This window comes from Alteromonas abrolhosensis, from assembly GCF_001953635.1.
Classification (GTDB): Bacteria; Pseudomonadota; Gammaproteobacteria; order Enterobacterales; family Alteromonadaceae; genus Alteromonas; species Alteromonas abrolhosensis.
Map to the genome: position 1 here is coordinate 106,936 of NZ_MEJH01000009.1, position 18,647 is coordinate 125,582.

General features: G+C 43.4%; 16 protein-coding genes. 1 reads left to right on the forward strand and 15 read right to left on the reverse strand.

Annotated elements, in window-relative coordinates:
* Positions 1 to 18: 18 nt before the first annotated feature.
* The 10 genes from BGK61_RS14065 to BGK61_RS14105 all read right to left on the reverse strand — a co-directional run bounded on the left by BGK61_RS14065 (position 19) and on the right by BGK61_RS14105 (position 11,257).
* On the reverse strand, positions 19 to 1,041 hold the full coding sequence (locus BGK61_RS14065; RefSeq protein WP_076011743.1) for a glycosyltransferase family 2 protein: 1,023 nt from the start codon (positions 1,039 to 1,041) through the stop codon (positions 19 to 21).
* 3 nt (positions 1,042 to 1,044) lie between these two features.
* Positions 1,045 to 4,422, reverse strand: a complete 3,378-nt coding sequence (locus BGK61_RS14070) for a motility associated factor glycosyltransferase family protein (protein WP_076011742.1) — start codon at positions 4,420 to 4,422, stop codon at positions 1,045 to 1,047.
* A 2-nt stretch (positions 4,423 to 4,424) separates the two neighbouring features.
* A complete protein-coding gene (locus BGK61_RS14075) occupies positions 4,425 to 4,739 on the reverse strand; it encodes a hypothetical protein (RefSeq protein ID WP_014978575.1) in 315 nt (104 codons plus the stop codon).
* The gene (gene fliS / locus BGK61_RS14080; RefSeq protein WP_076011741.1) at positions 4,736 to 5,164 is read right to left on the reverse strand and encodes a flagellar export chaperone FliS; all 429 of its coding nucleotides are present in this window, start codon (positions 5,162 to 5,164) and stop codon (positions 4,736 to 4,738) included. The genes BGK61_RS14075 and fliS overlap by 4 nt, the downstream gene beginning before the upstream one ends.
* Positions 5,165 to 5,186: 22 nt before the next feature.
* The gene (fliD, locus tag BGK61_RS14085; RefSeq protein ID WP_076011740.1) at positions 5,187 to 6,617 is read right to left on the reverse strand and encodes a flagellar filament capping protein FliD; all 1,431 of its coding nucleotides are present in this window, start codon (positions 6,615 to 6,617) and stop codon (positions 5,187 to 5,189) included.
* An 11-nt stretch (positions 6,618 to 6,628) separates the two neighbouring features.
* Positions 6,629 to 7,114 (reverse strand): flagellar protein FlaG, encoded by a 486-nt coding sequence (locus BGK61_RS14090; protein WP_083648681.1) that lies wholly within the window; start codon positions 7,112 to 7,114, stop codon positions 6,629 to 6,631.
* A 95-nt stretch (positions 7,115 to 7,209) separates the two neighbouring features.
* Complete coding sequence (locus BGK61_RS14095) at positions 7,210 to 8,049, reverse strand: flagellin N-terminal helical domain-containing protein (RefSeq protein ID WP_076011739.1); 840 nt, start codon at positions 8,047 to 8,049, stop codon at positions 7,210 to 7,212.
* Between the two features lie 750 nt (positions 8,050 to 8,799).
* The gene (locus BGK61_RS14100; protein WP_014997607.1) at positions 8,800 to 9,645 is read right to left on the reverse strand and encodes a flagellin N-terminal helical domain-containing protein; all 846 of its coding nucleotides are present in this window, start codon (positions 9,643 to 9,645) and stop codon (positions 8,800 to 8,802) included.
* 59 nt (positions 9,646 to 9,704) lie between these two features.
* Complete coding sequence (locus tag BGK61_RS19535; protein WP_157187944.1) at positions 9,705 to 9,845, reverse strand: hypothetical protein; 141 nt, start codon at positions 9,843 to 9,845, stop codon at positions 9,705 to 9,707.
* A gap of 566 nt (positions 9,846 to 10,411) precedes the next feature.
* On the reverse strand, positions 10,412 to 11,257 hold the full coding sequence (locus tag BGK61_RS14105; protein WP_014997606.1) for a flagellin N-terminal helical domain-containing protein: 846 nt from the start codon (positions 11,255 to 11,257) through the stop codon (positions 10,412 to 10,414).
* 240 nt (positions 11,258 to 11,497) lie between these two features.
* Here BGK61_RS14105 and BGK61_RS14110 point away from each other — a divergent pair, with 240 nt between their 5' ends.
* Complete coding sequence (locus BGK61_RS14110) at positions 11,498 to 12,475, forward strand: Kelch repeat-containing protein (RefSeq protein ID WP_076011738.1); 978 nt, start codon at positions 11,498 to 11,500, stop codon at positions 12,473 to 12,475.
* A 5-nt stretch (positions 12,476 to 12,480) separates the two neighbouring features.
* On the opposite strand, the gene flgL is transcribed toward BGK61_RS14110, so the two are convergent.
* The 5 genes from flgL to flgH all read right to left on the reverse strand — a co-directional run bounded on the left by flgL (position 12,481) and on the right by flgH (position 18,645).
* Complete coding sequence (flgL, locus tag BGK61_RS14115; RefSeq protein ID WP_076011737.1) at positions 12,481 to 13,704, reverse strand: flagellar hook-associated protein FlgL; 1,224 nt, start codon at positions 13,702 to 13,704, stop codon at positions 12,481 to 12,483.
* A gap of 7 nt (positions 13,705 to 13,711) precedes the next feature.
* Complete coding sequence (locus BGK61_RS14120) at positions 13,712 to 15,799, reverse strand: FlgK family flagellar hook-associated protein (RefSeq protein WP_083648680.1); 2,088 nt, start codon at positions 15,797 to 15,799, stop codon at positions 13,712 to 13,714.
* Positions 15,800 to 15,815: 16 nt separating this feature from the next.
* Positions 15,816 to 16,766 (reverse strand): flagellar assembly peptidoglycan hydrolase FlgJ, encoded by a 951-nt coding sequence (flgJ, locus tag BGK61_RS14125; RefSeq protein WP_076011735.1) that lies wholly within the window; start codon positions 16,764 to 16,766, stop codon positions 15,816 to 15,818.
* Positions 16,767 to 16,829: 63 nt separating this feature from the next.
* Entirely contained in the window at positions 16,830 to 17,942 is a 1,113-nt protein-coding gene (locus BGK61_RS14130) for a flagellar basal body P-ring protein FlgI (protein ID WP_076026101.1), read from the reverse strand.
* Between the two features lie 22 nt (positions 17,943 to 17,964).
* Positions 17,965 to 18,645, reverse strand: a complete 681-nt coding sequence (flgH, locus tag BGK61_RS14135; RefSeq protein WP_014997600.1) for a flagellar basal body L-ring protein FlgH — start codon at positions 18,643 to 18,645, stop codon at positions 17,965 to 17,967.
* Positions 18,646 to 18,647: the final 2 nt, after the last annotated feature.

The following is an 18,647-nucleotide window of genomic DNA, read 5'->3' on the forward strand; positions in this document are numbered from 1 at the left end:
TATTCTCAGATGCCACTATTAGGCAAGGATCAAAAAATCTTGCCCATTATGCAGATTCTCACTTTCGAGAAACTCGGTTAGCTCTTCCCTGACAGGTTGCGCAGCCACCACTAACGCGGCTTGGGGAACAGCCATATAATTATCAAGTGAAATGACGGAAGTTTTCGTTCCGTTATCAGTTACTATATCTTGAGTGGGCGAAGTTTCTACAAACCCGTTAACTGTAATGCCTAGACGCACCATTATTCTAGCAAACGCTTTTGCCATTTGACCTGTTCCAAATACAAAGAGCGACTTGCCTGAAATGCAATGTGAAAGCCTACTCCACTTTTCTTCAACCACTAGAGACAGACCTTGCTCAAGATCTCGCGCTGATAAAGAAGCCGTGGTAGAGGCGTCGCTTACCCTCATGTTAACGAGCACTTTTTCAACGCATCCAAACTTAGCCTTGGCATTAAGCAATCGCAAAAACAAAACGTAATCTTCAAACATTCTTAAGCAAGGATACCCAACTTTTTGCAGCGACGTTGTTTTTGCAAAATAGGTAGTGTGAGGGAAACAGGGCCAATCTAAGAGCGTCTTTTGGATAGCACTTGGCTCATATACGCTATTTAGTAGTCCTTCCTTCTTTGCTTTAAACTGCTTAAAGCGCGCTGAGTCACGCACCTTTTCGTTATCAGGAAAATAAGAAAGGAAGCATTTAACTAGGTCAAAGCCACCTTCCTCAAGATAATTTATCTGCTCTTGGAATCGGGTTGACGAGCTGATATCGTCTGCGTCCACTTTGGCAATGTATGGCGTGTTTACAAGGGATAGCGCTTGATTTAGGCAATAGCCCACGCCTTTGTTCTGGCTGTTTGCAACAAGCTTTATGCGAGCGTCACCGAAACTATTAATAACATCTGTTGTGTTATCGGTAGAACCATCGTCTATGATAAGCAATTCAAAGTCTTCATAAGTCTGAGACAGAACAGACTCAATAGAAGCGCCAACCCACCTTGAGGCATTGTAGGTTGTCATTAGCGCCGTAACGGTTGCCACTACCTATTGACCTCTAGCTTGTCTAATTTGATTTAATCTGGCCTCTTTTCGTTTTGAATATTCATCTTGACTGATGAACTCTCTGCGCATGTCTATTGGCTTTAACCGTGGCATCAATACTAGGCGATCACCACTTTTTAAGACCAGTGCTTTCTCTGAAAGTGGTTCGTCACTAATAATAATGAAGTCGGGCCCACCGTAACAATGCCTTCCCTCCCCAACCACAGTAAATTGAGATAGAAACGCTAAATCTAAACTAGGATGCTGCGTGTACTTTTGGAGGAAAATAACGTCCTCTAAGCCAGACGTAATAGCAATTACAGCCAAGTCTACTCGAGACAAATCATTTGCTTGCAACGGCTCAAGCGGATTTTCAAAAGCCCCCGGTGATAGTACAGTTACTCCTTTTATAGGCTGCCCAACACATTGGGCTATATCCATCGCGATATTGCACACTGAGGTATCGTTGTTAACATCCTCATTGTTAATAAGCCAGTTGATGACTATCGGTTTAGCATCCGTCGCTGCTCCCTTCTTAGCTAAATCAAACAAAGGACTAGAGATAAAATAATGAGCCGGTAGCATTTGTAGATTCAAAGGAGAACGACTGAATTCATTTGCTAGGATTTTCTGACGACGCACTCCAGACAGAGACGAGACAGCATCCTGACCAAATTGGTCGTCAGAAATAATCGTTAGGATATCATCAACGTATCGCGCCCAGATAGCACTAAGCTCGTTGGCTGCACGTGTTGCAACTTGTTCGTCTGCAAGGTTAAGTAGCTTACTAAACATGCTGTTAATATAGTTGAACGTGCCGTTGAGGTAATAAAAAGCCAATGATTTTTTTCGTTGAAACGAAGAAACAATAAAGTCCCTTTGTTTCATTATAAATTCGTCAATGTCTTCCATGGTTGAAAAAGTCGTTTTTACGACCCCAGTTAAGGCATTTAATTCCTCAATTAAGCTTTGTGTACTGTATCGATTTCCAAATTCATTAATAAACCAATCATTATGCTCACTAGTAAATGCGAGCGTGTGTAAAGCGGACTTCGCATTAGCTTTCATTTCTGGCGCAGAGACAAGTAGCACATTTTCCTGTTTCAGTGGCTTTGCTCCAAGTATCCTCGCGCCGTCGTTAAGGTTGTAGACTTCGCTAGAGGAAGAAGCAAATACTTGCTCTAAAACACTTTTAGAAACTTTGAACTCGTATTTGGTTTTTACCCAAGGTTTAAAGTTACCTGGAATCGCTAATGACATTGCATGGTTAGCTGAATAATCATATAACTCATTACCTTCAACATCGTAATATCCAGATGACTTTGAATGATGGTATGAATCACTAACAAATCCCATATCGGTACCGAAAAGATATATTTGGTTGAAACCGATAGTAGTGGCGATATCTGCAGCGAAGTTTGTAACTGTGGGATAGGAAAAGTTCAACGTCGTAAAACCGTGATCCTTTTTTAGCTCTGTGAAGGCCACAGTTGATGCTTCGCCCTGTTTAAAGGCCAATAAGGTTTTTCCAAATAGAGCAGCTGCATCGGGATGAACACCGTTACAGCTTAGCAACGTAATTCGCTTTAGATAGTCATGATCATCAACTCTAGTGAGCCAATCAAATGTAGAACGATTTGTCTCAATTTCTGCATGGAAATCTGGGCAAATCCCCTGACGATGCAATGCTTGGAGCGCTGTTCCACATGATATTATGATTGCCCGTTCAGACTCTTCCTTTAGTGTATCCATTAGTCCGTCTAACGAAGGTCCGTTCCCAACAATAAATACCGGAACATCCAACACTTCGGTCGGCAAGAGTTTCTTAACTCTTTTATTAAGAAAAGGGACTTTGTTTTTTAATGCCCATAAAGTATGAGAAATACCGTACTTTGCATTATCAAAGTAATCCCCCATCGCAATAATAACAAGCAATTGCTCACGCAGTTGGGCAACTGCATCAGTAAGCCTCTCATTAACATAGCTCTGATAGAAGAATGTATTTGCCAACACATAAGGGCCAACAGACTGAAATTGAATCAATAAATCATTGGTGAGGTTTGAGCCATCGTCACCTATGTTTAAGTAAAGGCGTTTTTTTCCTTCATCAAACGAAGAAATGATATTTGCCCAGTCTACGGCAAATAATGAGGCATAAAAGAAATCTCGACTTGGCTCGCAAATAAATAGCATACCAATATCGTGTTCTTTTACTAAGTAGTTAAGCCCATAACCACTGCCAATGCCAAACTGGATGATAGACTTGACCTGAGTAGGTAACGCACTTTGCTTCTCCTGCACATCTTTTAGTACAGATTCACACTCTTCGACAAGCTGGTAATGCAAATACCCTTTTAACTTTTTTCCTTTATAGCTTAAAAGCAGACCGTCTTTGTTCGGCTTTGATGCAAAGGATTTAAAATTTGTTTTCGCATCATCAATTGGCGCACTGGAAAACAGCGCATTAGTTGACATGTGATAAAGATAAACATCCCCGTCAACGTTAGCGCTTGGCGCCCACTGCTGAGGCTCATAATTTACAAACTCTTCGTATAGGTTCGGGAAGTACTTTTTTAAAGCGACGAGATTATTATTCTTGCGCTCCTCATCTAAATTTGAAGAACGCAACTCCTTGTCATCTTTTAGCGGTGCCCACTGATGAAGGTAACTCTCGCTAATTGAAGAAGTGTTACGAGCAGGTAACCACGACTGCAGTTCATGCCAATCTGATGTCATTAGTTTGCTTTCGAGGTTATTGAACACCGGATTATGCAAATGCTTATAAAAATCTAGTTTATCAACTCCAATATGCTTTTTAAGCTCCAACATATCTTTAGCGAAGTTTGCGCCGTCAGAACCAATTTGAAGATACAAGGCGATGCTTCGTTCTTTTGCAATATTGAGCAATTCTCTCCAATTGAGACTAGACAGCGAACACACAAAATAATCAATATTAGGCTCATAGACCACTATATGTTGATAGCGGCCCTCTCTAATCAAATTCTCAATGTGGTAACCTAACCCCAGCCCCATAACAACCATCGCAGAAACAGGTTTCTCATTATCACTAGATAATGAAATGGGAGCCGTGCGAGCGATGTATGCATTGTAGTGAGAGAGAACTTCTTGCTTTGGATGCTCACCATACAACACCTGCCCGGTGTTGTAGTTAATAATATTTAGCTCACCAAATTTATTACACAGCAAGGTAGATACTGACGAATCATGTTTCTTAATTAGGTCTGCAAGGGTTGGAATAAACCGCTCAAATGCACTAATACTGAGTCGATAGTTATCCCTAATCTCTTGCGCAAGCGCTCGCTCAATATTTTGCTGCTGTCGCTCATCTTCATGAACGTGAAACTGAATCTGCTGTAACATGGCTATTTATATTTCTTAACGGCTGCGCGGCCTCTGGAAAATTTGACCGCTTCTTTTTTAGCGTTATCAAGCAAACCTTGCGCCAGCTCTTCAAGCTTTTGATTTATCAACATTTCCTTTTGTGCAAACGACGATTTTTCATCACCCTCAAGGCGGGACAGCGCTCGAACAACGACTTTATGGCGTATTTGGGAAAGGTACCGAAATCGTTCTGTGGAAAAGGTGTCACTGGACGATGATAAACAAGCAGCTAACTCAGCGTTAACTGCTTGGAGGAATAAGGGAGTTTCACTGTGATTTAATATCGAGTTTTTCAAATAGCTTGTCGTTTTTGACGCTGGGCCTCGTACGCTTCCTGTTTAGCTTCTTCAGGAATTTGTACCCATGCATCGCGTATTGGTGTTAATAGGCTAGACACTTCATCTAACATATTCAAGTCGTTATTAAAATGTGCGTCATTTAAGCGCTCGATCATATAGTTATACAACGCAAAAATATTTTCGGCGACTTCACCGCCCACGTCTAAATCGAGCGTATCCCGCAAGTGCATGATAATCGCACTTGCTTTTGAAATGTAATCAGCTTTGATCACTAATTCCTTTCGCTCCATCGCACCTTTAGCATACGCGATTCGGTCGAGTGCGCCCTGTAACAGCATCAAAGTAAGCTTATGCGGATCCGCATTTGCTACATCCTGTTTTAGATTACCCTTGCGATAGGCATTTATACCTTTGAGTGACATAAAAACTCCAACTCTAATTTAGTTACAACGACGCCAACAGGGCTGAACCAGTCTGATTTAACTGGGCAACGGTTTGGTCGAGGTTCAAATACTTATCTCGAAGTATCTCTTCGTAATTCAGCATACGCAATTCAAGCATCTCGCGTTGATCGTATAAATCTTCGCGATCATCTTTCGCCGCACGCTCTCTTAAGCTAATTAACCCACTGTAAGATGTGTATTCTTTAGAAAACTCATATAGTCGCGTAGCGATACCCTCATCTGGGTCAGTGAACAGCTTAGCGATTTCATCAAAGTTATCTTCTAATGCGTCTTCAAGTCGGTCTTCACCTGACCCCAGTCCGAAATCGGTAGATCCTATCTCTAACTTTCCATCATCGTCGAATTCAATACCGATTTGGAAAAGTCCACCTAGAGCAGAAGAACTCACATTATCACCAACAATAGATGCTAACCCGCTTTGAATACCGCGCAATAAAGAATCGCCTGCTAATGCGCCATCTTCTTCAAGTTCAGACTCACCGTATCGGGTCAAGGTTTTAATTTCATCAATCAGTGAATTATAGTTATCGACAAAGTCTCTGATTTTTTTATCTAAACCTTCTTTGTCATAACCGATACTAAGTTTAGTTGCTAAAAAGTCGCCTGCAGCGTCCTTCGGGGAAACTTCGTTCACCTCAAAGGATACGTTCTGAATTGTATTTTCAAATTCGTTCGAGCTACTTTGAACTTCAATGCCATCAATGTATGCGATGGCGTTTCTAGCGCTTTCTATATTTGCTGCACTGATATTATTGGTGCCGCCAGTCGTAGATAAACGATCTAGCTCAGCAGCTCCTGTATCATTAGTGATAACCAAGTCATTTCCATCGCCAGTCTCGCTAGAAGAGAAAACTAGACGAGGGCCAGCTCCAGTTCCGGTATCAATAATGTTTGCTGTAACACCAAAGTTATCATCAGAATTATTAATTTTTTCGCGCAACGCGGTAAGTGACATGCCAGCGGTAACATTGACGGTGAAGCTTTTGCTTCCGCCCACATCAAAAGTCAATGAACCGGTACCAGAAGTAAGCACAGGGTCACTGCTCGAAGTGAATGCGCCGGCATCGGTAGTTATTCGACTTCCAGCAGCAAGCTGTTCAACAACAACTTCGTAGCTGCCGCGCAATGCTGAGTTTGACGCCTCTGCAGAAAGAACGTCATTATCTTCAGAAGGGTTAGTAATGGTGGGCTCTCGACCATTAACACCGTTATCACTGCGTAATTCATCAACGGCATCTTTAAAGTCAGACAGCTTGGATTTAATTTGACCGAGGCCAGAAATTTCAGCCTCTATACGCTCTTCCTTCGCGTTTAAACGTTCCTCTTTGGGCTGACGTTCTGCAGTTAGAAGCTGTTGTACAAGATCATCGAGTGCCAGGCCTGAGCCCACACCTAGAGACTGAATTGTCATACTTTACCTCGTTAAACCTGATTGTTGATAAACACTCCTACACTGTTCCCAACATCCTGTTGCAACTCTTGAATGCGTTCAGCAAGTTTCAATACTTCTTCTGAAGGTATTTGCCTAATAACATCGCCAGATTGTGAATCTTTTACCGTTACCACCGAGCGATTTGTCTCTTCATCAATGGAAAACGCTAAGTCGCGATTCTGAACTTTAAGAAATGACTCAACTTTAGCGATAGCTTCATCTAGCTGTTCGCCGTTCCTCTCTACATCTTTGTTATCGACCTGTTCACCAGAAGCTTGAGAGATATTTTTTTCACCCACGGCTGCAGCTTCAACCTGCACTTGGTTAACCGAATTGGCAAACTGGTTTTGATCTCCAGACTGTTGCTCGCTACGGTTTGAACTCTGCTCTGAAGTTAGAGGAGAGTCATTTCGCACTGGTGCCACAGTAGATGTAGATGCAAAAGCTTGGCCACTTTGGGTATTTTGAATTTCCACGTAATACCTCCTTACCGAAACGACAAAACGGGCCCTTGCGCAAATTGAGCAAGCACCCGTTACATCTCAACTAAGGTAACTAATTAAAGTATAGCTTATCCAAGCAAAGACAGCGCAGTTTGTGGACGCTGATTAGCCTGACTGAGTACTGAAACAGATGCCTGTTGGATAATCTGGTTTCTAGTTAGTTCAGCAGTTTCTGCCGCAAAATCTGTATCACGGATTTGTGAGCGAGCAGAAGACAGGTTTTCGCTAATATTACTTAGGTTACGAATAGTAGACTGGAAGCGGTTTTGAAGTGCACCAAGGTCAGCACGTACAGCCCCGATACCAGAGATAGCTGCGTCAATATCACTTAGCAATGCAGAAGCGCCCGCCGCAGTAGATACACTATTGGTGGTAATTCCAAGACCTGTAGCGCTAAAGCCACTGATAGAACCTAAATTAGTAGACGATAAGTTTACTGAAATGGTTTGTCCTGCGTTCGCACCAACTAGGAATTTAGCTGAGAAATTGCCGTCTAGGATATTAACGTTACCAAACTGAGTGTCAGTAGCGATACGCGAAATCTCAGTACGTAGCGCTGATACTTCTTTTTGAAGTGCTTGACGGTCGGCCGAGCTGTTAATGCCATTTTGCGATTGAACAGCAAGTGTTCTAATACGCTGCAAACTCGTTGTTACTTCGCTAAGTGCACCCTCTGCAGTCTGCGATAAAGAAATCGCATCGTTTGCGTTACGTACAGCTTGGTTTAAGCCTTCAACCTGGGACGTTAGACGATCTGAGATCTGCAAGCCTGCAGCATCATCTGCTGCACTGTTAATACGGAATCCCGATGATAGTCTTTCAAAAGACGTGTTTAAGCGATCATTTACGTCAAAAAGCTGACGTTGTGCATTGATCGATGACACATTAGTATTTACAAATAAAGACATTAGATTACCTCCTAGGGATTCAATGGCCGATGTGGTATCATCAAATCCTTCCAGTTCAAATTAGTCGGGTCACTACTCCCAACTAACTCCTCTCTTAAAAGTAAAGTAAATTACCCCTCAACAATAGGTATCGGCAAAGTCTTTAGGTTCTTTAGCTTTTTTTTCGTTTTTTTTTAATGCCTCCAGTCAATATAATGTAAACTATTGATTTTAAAAGAATATAAAATGCAAAAAATTATAAAAAAACGTTGAAAATATGGGTTATTAGCAATTTTTTGATTGAGAACACTCATTACATTTAACTACACAAGGCATCTGCCAGTTCTAAAAGAATCGTTAATGGAGTAGGAACTCAAGAGTCTGTAAGGCTAAGCACTTTTCGTTTTGAGCAGAGATTTAAGAAAACACTTTTTTAAGACTGGCATAGAACATGCTTAGACTATATCGAACAAAATGTCTTGCTCAGCGTTTTGTTTGAAATTGGTGGGATGTTTCGGTAAGAATAAAAAAAGGCCGAGACACTTTAATCTCGGCCAATTTGCTCACGTTAGGAGATTGAGCAAATTCAGTTTCTGTCGGCTGGCAGGTATTTAGTAGGATAAACTGGCCTCTCAACCAACACTTCTACACTCTCAGTCCTGTTAGTCGACGCTTTCTTCAAGGGGCGGCCTTACCGGCCGCTTTCCTTTCATTAGGGGATGGCCTCTCAACTCCTTCCCAATTAAGCGTCTAAGTTCAACGTATTGTTAATTAACCTAACAGCGATAGTGCAGCTTGTGGGCGCTGGTTAGCCTGAGCAAGAATGGTTGTGCTCGCTTGCTGTAGAATCTGATTACGGCTTAATTCTGCCGTTTCAGTGGCAAAGTCAGCATCTTTAATACGTGATCTTGCCGCCGATACGTTTTCAGAGATGTTGCTCAAGTTACGAATCGTAGACTGGAAACGGTTTTGCAATGCACCTAAGTCAGCTCTTAACCCACCTACAGCAGAGATTGCTGAATCAACTGCGGTTAATAGACGAGAAGCTCCCTGCTCAGTTAGAACGTTGTCGGCCAAGATGCCCAATCCAGTAGCACTGAAGCCATTTACGCCCGCTCGTGCTAGAGCTGCAGAAGATAGGTTTACCGAAATTGTTTGACCCGCATTTGCACCTACCAAGAATTTTGCTGAGAAATCACCAGATAAAATGTTCACACCCGCGAACTGTGTAGTTGTCGAGATTCTCGAGATTTCAGTACGTAGTGCTGACACTTCTTTTTGGAGTGCAACACGGTCAGCAGAGCTGTTAATACCGTTTTGTGACTGTATCGCTAAAGTACGGATACGTTGCAAAGCCGTTGTCGTTTCAGACATCGCACCTTCAGCTGTTTGTGCTAATGAAATGCCGTCGTTTGCATTTCTTACTGCTTGGTTCAAACCTTGAACTTGCGAAGTCATACGGTCTGTAATCTGTAGACCAGCCGCATCGTCCGCAGCGCTATTAATTCTGAAACCAGATGATAGGCGCTCAAAAGCGGTGCTTAGATTGTTGCCAGTGGTAAATAATTGACGTTGTGCATTTAATGATGACACGTTGGTATTAACAAATAGACTCATGGGTCTCTCCTAACAGTTTCGAGTATTGCGCTATTGCTTTTATTATCTGCGCGATTGTTTTAAATATTTGGCATAGCCTGTGCTTTAAGTAAGGTGTCAGAGTTAATCTGACGTTTCATTGGCACACTACCGATGAAACTTGCTAAATAGAGAATTTCATTCTCTTTGCTGGCCGGTGGGTTTGATGTTCCAGACCTCAAACCTCTCACTACCTCCTGGCTTCATTCTCGCCGGTTAGCAGCTCCACACCACTTAACAAACCTTTCTTTATATCGCCTTAAATAAAAATTACTTTAGAAAAACTAGCCATTTCATTTTAAGACAACCAAAGCGTTGATTTTCCTAACTTAAATATCCAAGATGTCTAAGCAAACTTGAACATAAAACACTTTTATTTGGATGTTTATTATTATTTTCACCCATCAGAGGAAACAAACTAACTTTATCTCCCCTTTGTAATAGTTATCGTCCACTTATCAATTTTACTTTAGAATTTTTTTGACAAATTTTAGCGAGCATCTAACAGACAAGAAATGAGCAATTAAAATCAATAACTTAGCGAATTTAGGCGATGATATTTTTTAGAAAAAGAAGATCTTTATGGAAATTTTTAAAGTTAAAAAAGTATCAGATATCTGTCGTTCAACAGATAGGCTAACTAAAGAAAAGTAATTAGAAGAGAATAATTAAAAAAGCTGGTCACGAATCGACCAGCTTTTCATATGCGTGGACTAGAGCACTACCTCCTGGCTCCACTATTTAATCATTAACCTAGAAGCTGTAACGCTGCCTGTGGACGCTGATTTGCCTGAGAAAGTACAGTTGTACTTGCCTGCTGGATAATCTGGTTACGCGTTAGGTTAGCGGTTTCAGTTGCAAAGTCAGTATCTTTGATTTGAGAACGTGCTGCAGAAACGTTTTCTGAGATGTTACTCAAGTTACGAATTGTAGACTGGAAGCGGTTTTGAAGCGCACCTAAGTCAGCTCGTAGACCACCGACAGCTGAAATAGCAGTGTCGATTTTCGCCAGCATCGAAGATGCATTGTCGCTAGATAATACGTCCGAGCCAGTAATTCCCAAACCAGTCGCACTGAAGCCGTTAACACCTGCACGGGTCAACGTAGGGCTAGAAAGGTTTACAGAAATTGTCTGACCTGCATTTGCACCTACTAGGAATTTCGCTGAGAAATCACCAGATAGAATGTTAACGCCTGCAAACTGGGTAGTCGTAGAGATACGCGAAATCTCAGTACGAAGTGCAGACACTTCTTTTTGCAACGCTACACGGTCAGCAGAGCTGTTGATACCGTTTTGCGATTGAATGGCAAGTGTACGAATACGCTGTAGTGCAGTCGTAGTTTCAGAAAGTGCACCTTCGGCAGTTTGCGACAGTGAAATCGCATCGTTTGCGTTACGTACAGCTTGGTTAAGTCCTTGGACTTGTGAAGTCATTCGGTCGGTAATCTGTAGACCTGCAGCATCATCAGCAGCGCTGTTGATACGGAAGCCTGAAGAAAGGCGTTCAAACGACGTGCTCAAAGAATTACTAACATCAAATAGCTGACGCTGGGCATTCAATGAGGATACATTGGTATTAACGAACATAGACATAAAGTCTCTCCTACACTCTCAGTCCAGCGTTTGCTGGCAGTCGGCTTAACCGACATTTTTGTTTTAGTAGTCATCAAGACCTGAGGGGTAATTGATGAACTGGCTCTCTCAGAAACTGTATCGACACTAATTAGATTCCCTTTAGAAAAAATTACGATTTTTGCCGATTAGCGGTAAGATATTGCCGCACAATGAAGCTGAAGCGCCGTATAACTAAAGGATTTTTAAGGAAGATTTGACGTGAAAAAAAGTTTGAAGCTACTAGATATTAAATGTGTATCAAAGTCTGCAGCGCATTGCGCTTTCACTGATTTGATTGAAAATCCGTTCGACAAAAGTCGTAAAACGTTGATGTGTTGCTACCGACAAGCTACAAACCATGTTAGTGCCGACGGTGTGATTATTGTATTAACTATTGATAAAGCTTCATTTCAAATTCGCCAAAGAGTAATTATTCGAGAGAGTAATGCCGACTTACGAGATCCTAAGTTCTCACACGATGGCTCTCGCCTCATGCTCACTTCCTATGCAAAGACATACCTTGATAATGGCAAAATGGTAACGAAAATGATGACTTATTTTACCACCACAGGCCTATCTTGGTCGGGAGCTAATAGACATGGTAAGAGCGGATGGTGGCTGTGGAACCATACTTGGCATAATTCAGAAGCGTATGGCTTTGCATATAATCGACCTTCAAATGTAATTTCGCTTTATAAAGGTGACCCAACGCGCACGATGCAATTGCATAAGGCAGAAGCGTTTAGCTTAGATAAACACAACAAGGGCTATCCCAATGAAAGTACTATTCTATTTAATTCTAATGACGATGCCTTTGCCTTTCTAAGGCGTGACGCTGACACATTCAGCGCACAATTTGGTACGTCAAAACCGCCTTATACTAAATGGAACTGGCATGATTTGGGTATTTATATTGGCGGCCCGGCTGCTGTGGCGTTAGGTGAAAGCCTGTATATTGTTGCAGGAAGACATGTCGACTGGGATTCTCGTCAATTTTCGACCAAGATATGGCTCTTCAATAGCGTAACTAAAACACTTACTGAACTTAATACACTGCCAAGTAGCGGTGATACCAGCTACCCTGGCTTAGTGATAGAAAACGATACGCTTTATATGTCCTATTACTCTTGCCATGTCGACAATCAAGCAAGGGTCTACATGGCATGCTTATCGGGCGTTGAGGCTTTAACCCAGTAAACCGTTTAGATGTAATTAAACAATGATAAATTCGTAACTTGAGGAAAAGTAGCAAGCGCAGCACTTAATGCCGTTTCCTGCTTGGCGAATTCCGTTGACGCTTCAGCATAGTCAACATCTTGAATTGATGAGCGCTGTGCTTTAGCTGCAATTTCCATATCTAAATTGCTCTCGTAGGTACTTTCCGCAATGTTTAATCGACTACCTAGAGACGCTCGTTCGAGAGAGAGCTTTTCAAGGCCATTGTCTAATCCGACAAGTGCGTCAGCTATCGACTCTTGCAGCGCAGAATTGTCTATAGTGGAGTCCATTAAGATAGTTTGAATTTCATGAATAGACTGCGCCATGCTTTTTTTCTCTGGCGCATCAAACGATAAATCGATGCTATCTCCCGGTGCAGCAGTAGCGTTAAACTCCATTCCCTTTATAGTGAAAGGCTGACCAGAGGTATAGGAAACTGAATCGACAACGGTGCCGGTTCCTTGATTGACGAGCTCGGCCTGTCCCGAAGCAAGAAAGTTTATTCGATAATCGTTGTTCGCAGCATTAACCGGATCGTAATTTTTATCGAAAAAGGTATCAAACGTTCCCTGTTGCTTTACAGATGCATTATTAACCGTCGCAGTACTACTAGGGTCGACGGAAAATTTAAAGCGTGAGAGCACATTTTCAAACACTTCGTAGCCATTGCTAGTTGACTGAATTTTAGAGCTATTAGAGAGCTGAACAAAGCTTACACCAGGGTCGCCAGCAAATGTGATCGCATTCCCGCTTGCTGCAGGATTGTATTCAAACGCCTGATTACCCGATTGGTAACCCGCATACAAATAGTTGCCATCAGCATCTTGTGTATTCATAAGGTCGAAGACTTCAAGCTTGATTTGTTCTAGCTCAGCACCAATCGCACGCTTATCTGGGTCAGATAAAATGCCGTTACCGGCCTGCACTATCAGCGTTCTCGCTCGATTAATTGATTCAGTGATGTTGGTTAACACCGCCTCTTGCTGCTCGAGAGAACCTGTTACTAAATCGTTGTTGCGTTGGAACTGCGTTAGTTCATCGATTTCTTCGGTTAAACGTAATACTTTTGCCGCACCAACAGGGTCGTCACTGGGAGTGATAATGCGTTTACCAGAAGCAAGTTGCTCTTGAGTCTTTGCCAAGTCGCCCTGATTTTGCATGATCGAGCGCATGTTTTGATCATAAATTTGATTCGTTGATATACGCATAATTCACCTACCTTGCTGACTGCAAAATGGTATTAAATAATTCTTGCGCCGTAGACAAAATTCGCGCTGCGGCAGCATAGCTCTGTTGATATTTTATCAAATTTGCTGCTTCTTCGTCTAAGCTAACACCAGAGACAGACTCAAACCAATTCTGCGATTGAACCTTCATGGCTTCCGCTGAAGCAAGTGTTACTTTTGCCATCGAGGCATCTTCACCAATTCGACCAACCATAGAAGCATAGGCATCTTGAAAGGTACGGGGCGTATTAGTGGCTTCACTACTAACCTGCACCGTGTTCTCATTTTGAATTGCAGCTAAATTAAGTGCATTACTGTTGTCGTTGAAACCATCTGTATTATAGCCAATCGAGAAACTATCCCCTGCTTTAGGTACACCATCCAAGCTTAAGTCAAAACCCGGATAATCATTTAACCCTGCCAAGGCTCCAGGCCATGTACCACTGTTTTTAGCTTGTTCGATAAGATTAGTTAAATCCGTCGTACCTGTAACTGTAGCAATAGTCGCGCCGCTTCCGTCTAGTACGTTATACGTATCTGCGCTGGTGAAAACAATCTGAGCTGGCGCCGCATTATCTATTCCACCTGCGCCATCGAATGCTGAGCGATCCACTCCTGCACCTACTGTCGTGTTGCTTACTGTAATGCCGACAACATTAGCATTGCCCAGATTAGCGCCGTCTGCACCCGCCCTTACTGGGCTTGCAAACGCTAGATCTTCAGGACGATTGGTATCTAACGTTATTTTAGACGCAATGTCTTTCGTTGGCTGAATAAGAAACTCGTTACCCACGGCATAAGGGTCGCTTCCTGAGAAATCAATCTCAATACCACCTGGTAATTCATTGAAACCTGTTGTTACAGGGTAGTTTGAGTAAACAATATCATTGCCAGATGCATCTTTTTTCGGTGTCCCGTCTGCATTTAGAAGCGTAATTTCTATTTGGCTAGGCGCGCCCGCGGTTACCGCAGTAACCTCAATTTTGTAGTCAGCATCTGTAAGTTCTGCCCCTTTACCTTCGGTAACCTGGGCAGTAACAACATAGTCACCATTGGTATCGCTATATGCTAATCCGCGAAATGAAGGGATATTGAAAATATCGCTGCCGAGCTGTCCGTCTAAGTCCATCCCCAATTTATTTTGGGTATTCATTGCATCGGCGAATGCTACTGACAGCTGACCAACATCCCGCATCGCAGGGCCTAAGATCTCATTTCTGTAACCAAACAATCCGCCGAGTGCGCCACCCAAGTCACCTTCTACGATACGTATTGAGGCGTCGGCTTTAGTTTGAGACCCAAAGTTCGTTTCGAGTTTAAGCTGCTTGAAGGTTAAGTCTGCATTGGTGTTTAACTCAAATAAATTAAACGCACCATTTTCTAGTACCAGTGACTCACCAGAGGTTAGGTTAATCGTTACCGCGCCGTTTTGCGTAGAGCTTTCTTTAACCGTTATTCCCATGATAGATGCCAGCTCATCTATCGCTTTGTCTCTTTCATTGAGAAGCGCACTAGGTTGATCGCTAGTATTGTTACCATTGGCAATAACTATGTTGCGGTTCAAATCACCAATATTACCAATCAAGGTGTTCGCTCGATTCACCATCGATGTGAACTCTAAGTTAAGCTCTTCTTCTTTTTCCAACATGTAGTCAGACAGTGTTTTCATCCGCTGGTACAAAGACTCAGATTTGCCTAACACTTGATCGCGAGAGGCTAAATTAGTTGGATCGTCAGCAGCAGTTTGCAACGCAGCAAAGTACTCGCTCATACCTTGAGAGATGGAATTAGCCTCACTCGCTAATAGGTTATCAATGGCCGTTGTTTTGCCAGAGAACGCTTCAAGCTCGCCGACAGAAGTAATGTCCCGGCGCAATTGGTTTTGTGCAAATACGTTGATGATGCGTTCGGTATTGCCGATTTCCACACCAAAAACCTGACTATTTTGAAGCTCAGTGCGCTCGCGAACGTACCCTGGCGTGTTGACGTTGGCAATATTGTTGCTGGTCGTTTGTAAAAGCTTACTGCTGGCGTTTACACCACTGGTCGCTAATGAAAATAAATCAACAGAACTCACTATGTCATCTCCAATGCTATGGCATTAACGCGCTAAGACGGTCGCTGTTATACACTGCCATTATCTTGCTTGCGTATTCAGGGTCTGTAGCGTAGCCCGCTTCCTGAAGCGCATGGGTGTAACGCGCTGCGTCAGAAGCATTCTCGACAGCATGGCTGTAGCGAGGTTGTGATGTGATAAAGCGACCATAATCTTCCATTGCATCTTCTACTGACGAGTATGATCTAAAGGCTGCTTTTTGCTTTTGCGGTAGTCCATTATTGAACTCCAATGTATCGACTACAGCCTGCTCCCCTTGCCAACCTTTGTTTGCTTTAATACCGAATAAGTTGTGTGAGCTGCTTCCATCAGCTTTATGGATCACGAATTTCCCCCAACCGGTTTCAACTGCAGCTTGGGAAATTATTGCTTTAGGATCCATTCCATATTTTGCCGCTATCTTCTCGGCTATAGGCATCAAGCTTTCAACAAACTGCTCAGGGTTTTCAAACATGGCATCTTTTTGTGCCGATTGGCTGCGAATAGATTCAGAAGAAAGCGCTATGTCTTGCGCTTCTGCCACCTTATACGCACGGCTTCTATTCAGCGACGATATATCACCGTCGCTCCTGATAACGCTGGCTGGTGTATAGCTATCCTCGGTCTGACCTAGCTGTTTAACAATGACATCAGCGAGACCTAATCCCCCACCTGAGGTAAGGTCTGTCGCTAATTGTTGGTCATGCATATCACGATAAAACTTAACTTGCTGAGAATTAAACGGGCTATCTTCATCAGCAAGGGCATCTTGCGCTTTACGCATAGACTTCAACATCATTTGCACAAAAATCGCTTCAAACTGCTGGGCAGCCTCTTGCAATACTGTCTCGTCACCTGATGCGATAGCTTCGCGCATTTTATTAATGCTGCCCATATCGTGGACATTGCGTGCCATATCAAGCTGACTTTTTGTGCTAAGTGATTCCATCGTACTTATTCCGCTATAACCCTATCGTGCTTGCTTAATTCTTTTAAATGCTATTAGCTCGTCTTAAATGATCACAAGCTCACCACGCAAAGCACCGGCTTGGCGTAATGCTTCTAAAATTGCCATTAAATCGCCTGGCGCCGCACCTACCTCATTTACCGCACGCACAAGTTGGTCAAGGGTAACGCCTGGCTCAAACTTGAACATGCGGCTGTCTGCCAAATCGACATCAACAATAGACTGGGTCGTAACGGCAGTCTGGCCTTCGCCAAACGCGTTAGGTTGCGAAACTTGCTGGTTTTCAGAGATGGTTACGGTTAATCCGCCGTGGGTAATCGCTGCAGGCAACAAGCGAACGTCACTGCCTATAACAATGGTGCCTGTACGGCTGTTTATCACAACACGCGCTGGCGCATCCGCTGGGGTAAATTCAAAATTTTCTAACGTAGCCAAAAAGCCAACGCGCTGACCCACATCACGAGGTGCCGACACACGCACGGACGCAGCATCGATAGGCTTAGCAATAACGTAGCCGTTTTCAGGTTGTGCGCCTAAGCGTTCGTTTATGGTGTCAGCCAGTGCTTTAGCCGTTGAAAAATCTGGGTAGTGAAGGTTAAGCGTTAACGTATCGCCGTTAGCGAAACCACTCGGCACAGACTGTTCTACCATCGCGCCATTAGGAATTCTGCCCACTGTAGGTGTGTTTACAACAATGCGAGAGCCATCTCCGCCCTGTGCACCAAATCCACTAACGACTAAACTGCCTTGCGCAACGGCATACACTTTACCGTCTACCCCACGAAGGAAGGTCTGTAGCAAAGTACCACCTTGCAGGCTAGATGCCTCGCCTACTGACGATACAGTAATATCGATGGTTTGACCCGGCTTGGCAAAAGCTGGCAGGTCGGCGTGTACTGCCACCGCCGCCACGTTTTTAATTTTTGGCTTGGTGTTAGCGTCAAGGCTGATACCAAAGTTACTCAACATGGTTCTGAAGCTCTGCTCAGTAAAAGGGCTTTGCTCTCCAGTACCAGGCAAGCCAACCACAAGGCCATAACCCACCAATTGGTTACTACGTACGCCTTGAATGCTTGCCACGTCTTTGATGCGCTGCGCGCCCGCCTGCGAAGATAAAAGCAGTGTGACAACGGCTAATACAACTGAAAATAAACGCATGTTCACTCTCCTATCTTAAAACCTAAAGAGGCCACCAAGTGGAATCGAAGAACTTGGTCAACCAGCCCTTCTCTTGCGCACGCGCAAATGTACCTGTACCTGAATATTGAATGCGTGCATTCGCCACCTTAGTCGATACAATTTCATTCTCAGGACTTATGTCCGCTGGACGAATAATACCGGTTAAGCGTATGTACTCATCACCGTGATTAAGGGTTAACCACTTCTCACCACGAATAACTAAATTACTGTTTGGCAGCACGTCTACCACCGTGACTGAAATAGCACCAATCAGGCTGTTACTTTGGTTCGCAGCAGCATCGCCAGAAAAGTCACGGGATGAACTTATGCCTAGTTGTACAGACTGACCGCCAATGTTGATGGCTTGACCTGCTAGCCCTGTAATTGGGTTAAGATTAACGTTGGTATCTTTCGCCGTACTCGTATCAGCTGACTTACTCGCCTGAGTATTCTCACTCAGTGTCACAGTGATAATGTCGCCTACTCGTCTCGCGGTTACATCTGAATACAAGCTGTTAGCCATGTGCGAACGGAATAACGAGCCGTCTTCTACTACCGTTTCACGCGGGTAATCTGGCACTACAGGCGCAAACGAGGGGTCGTTCGCCTGAACGGGAGGCTCATTTGTACTGGCGCAACCGCCAAGTAACAGTAGTGCAGCAGATAAACCTAAAATACGCATGA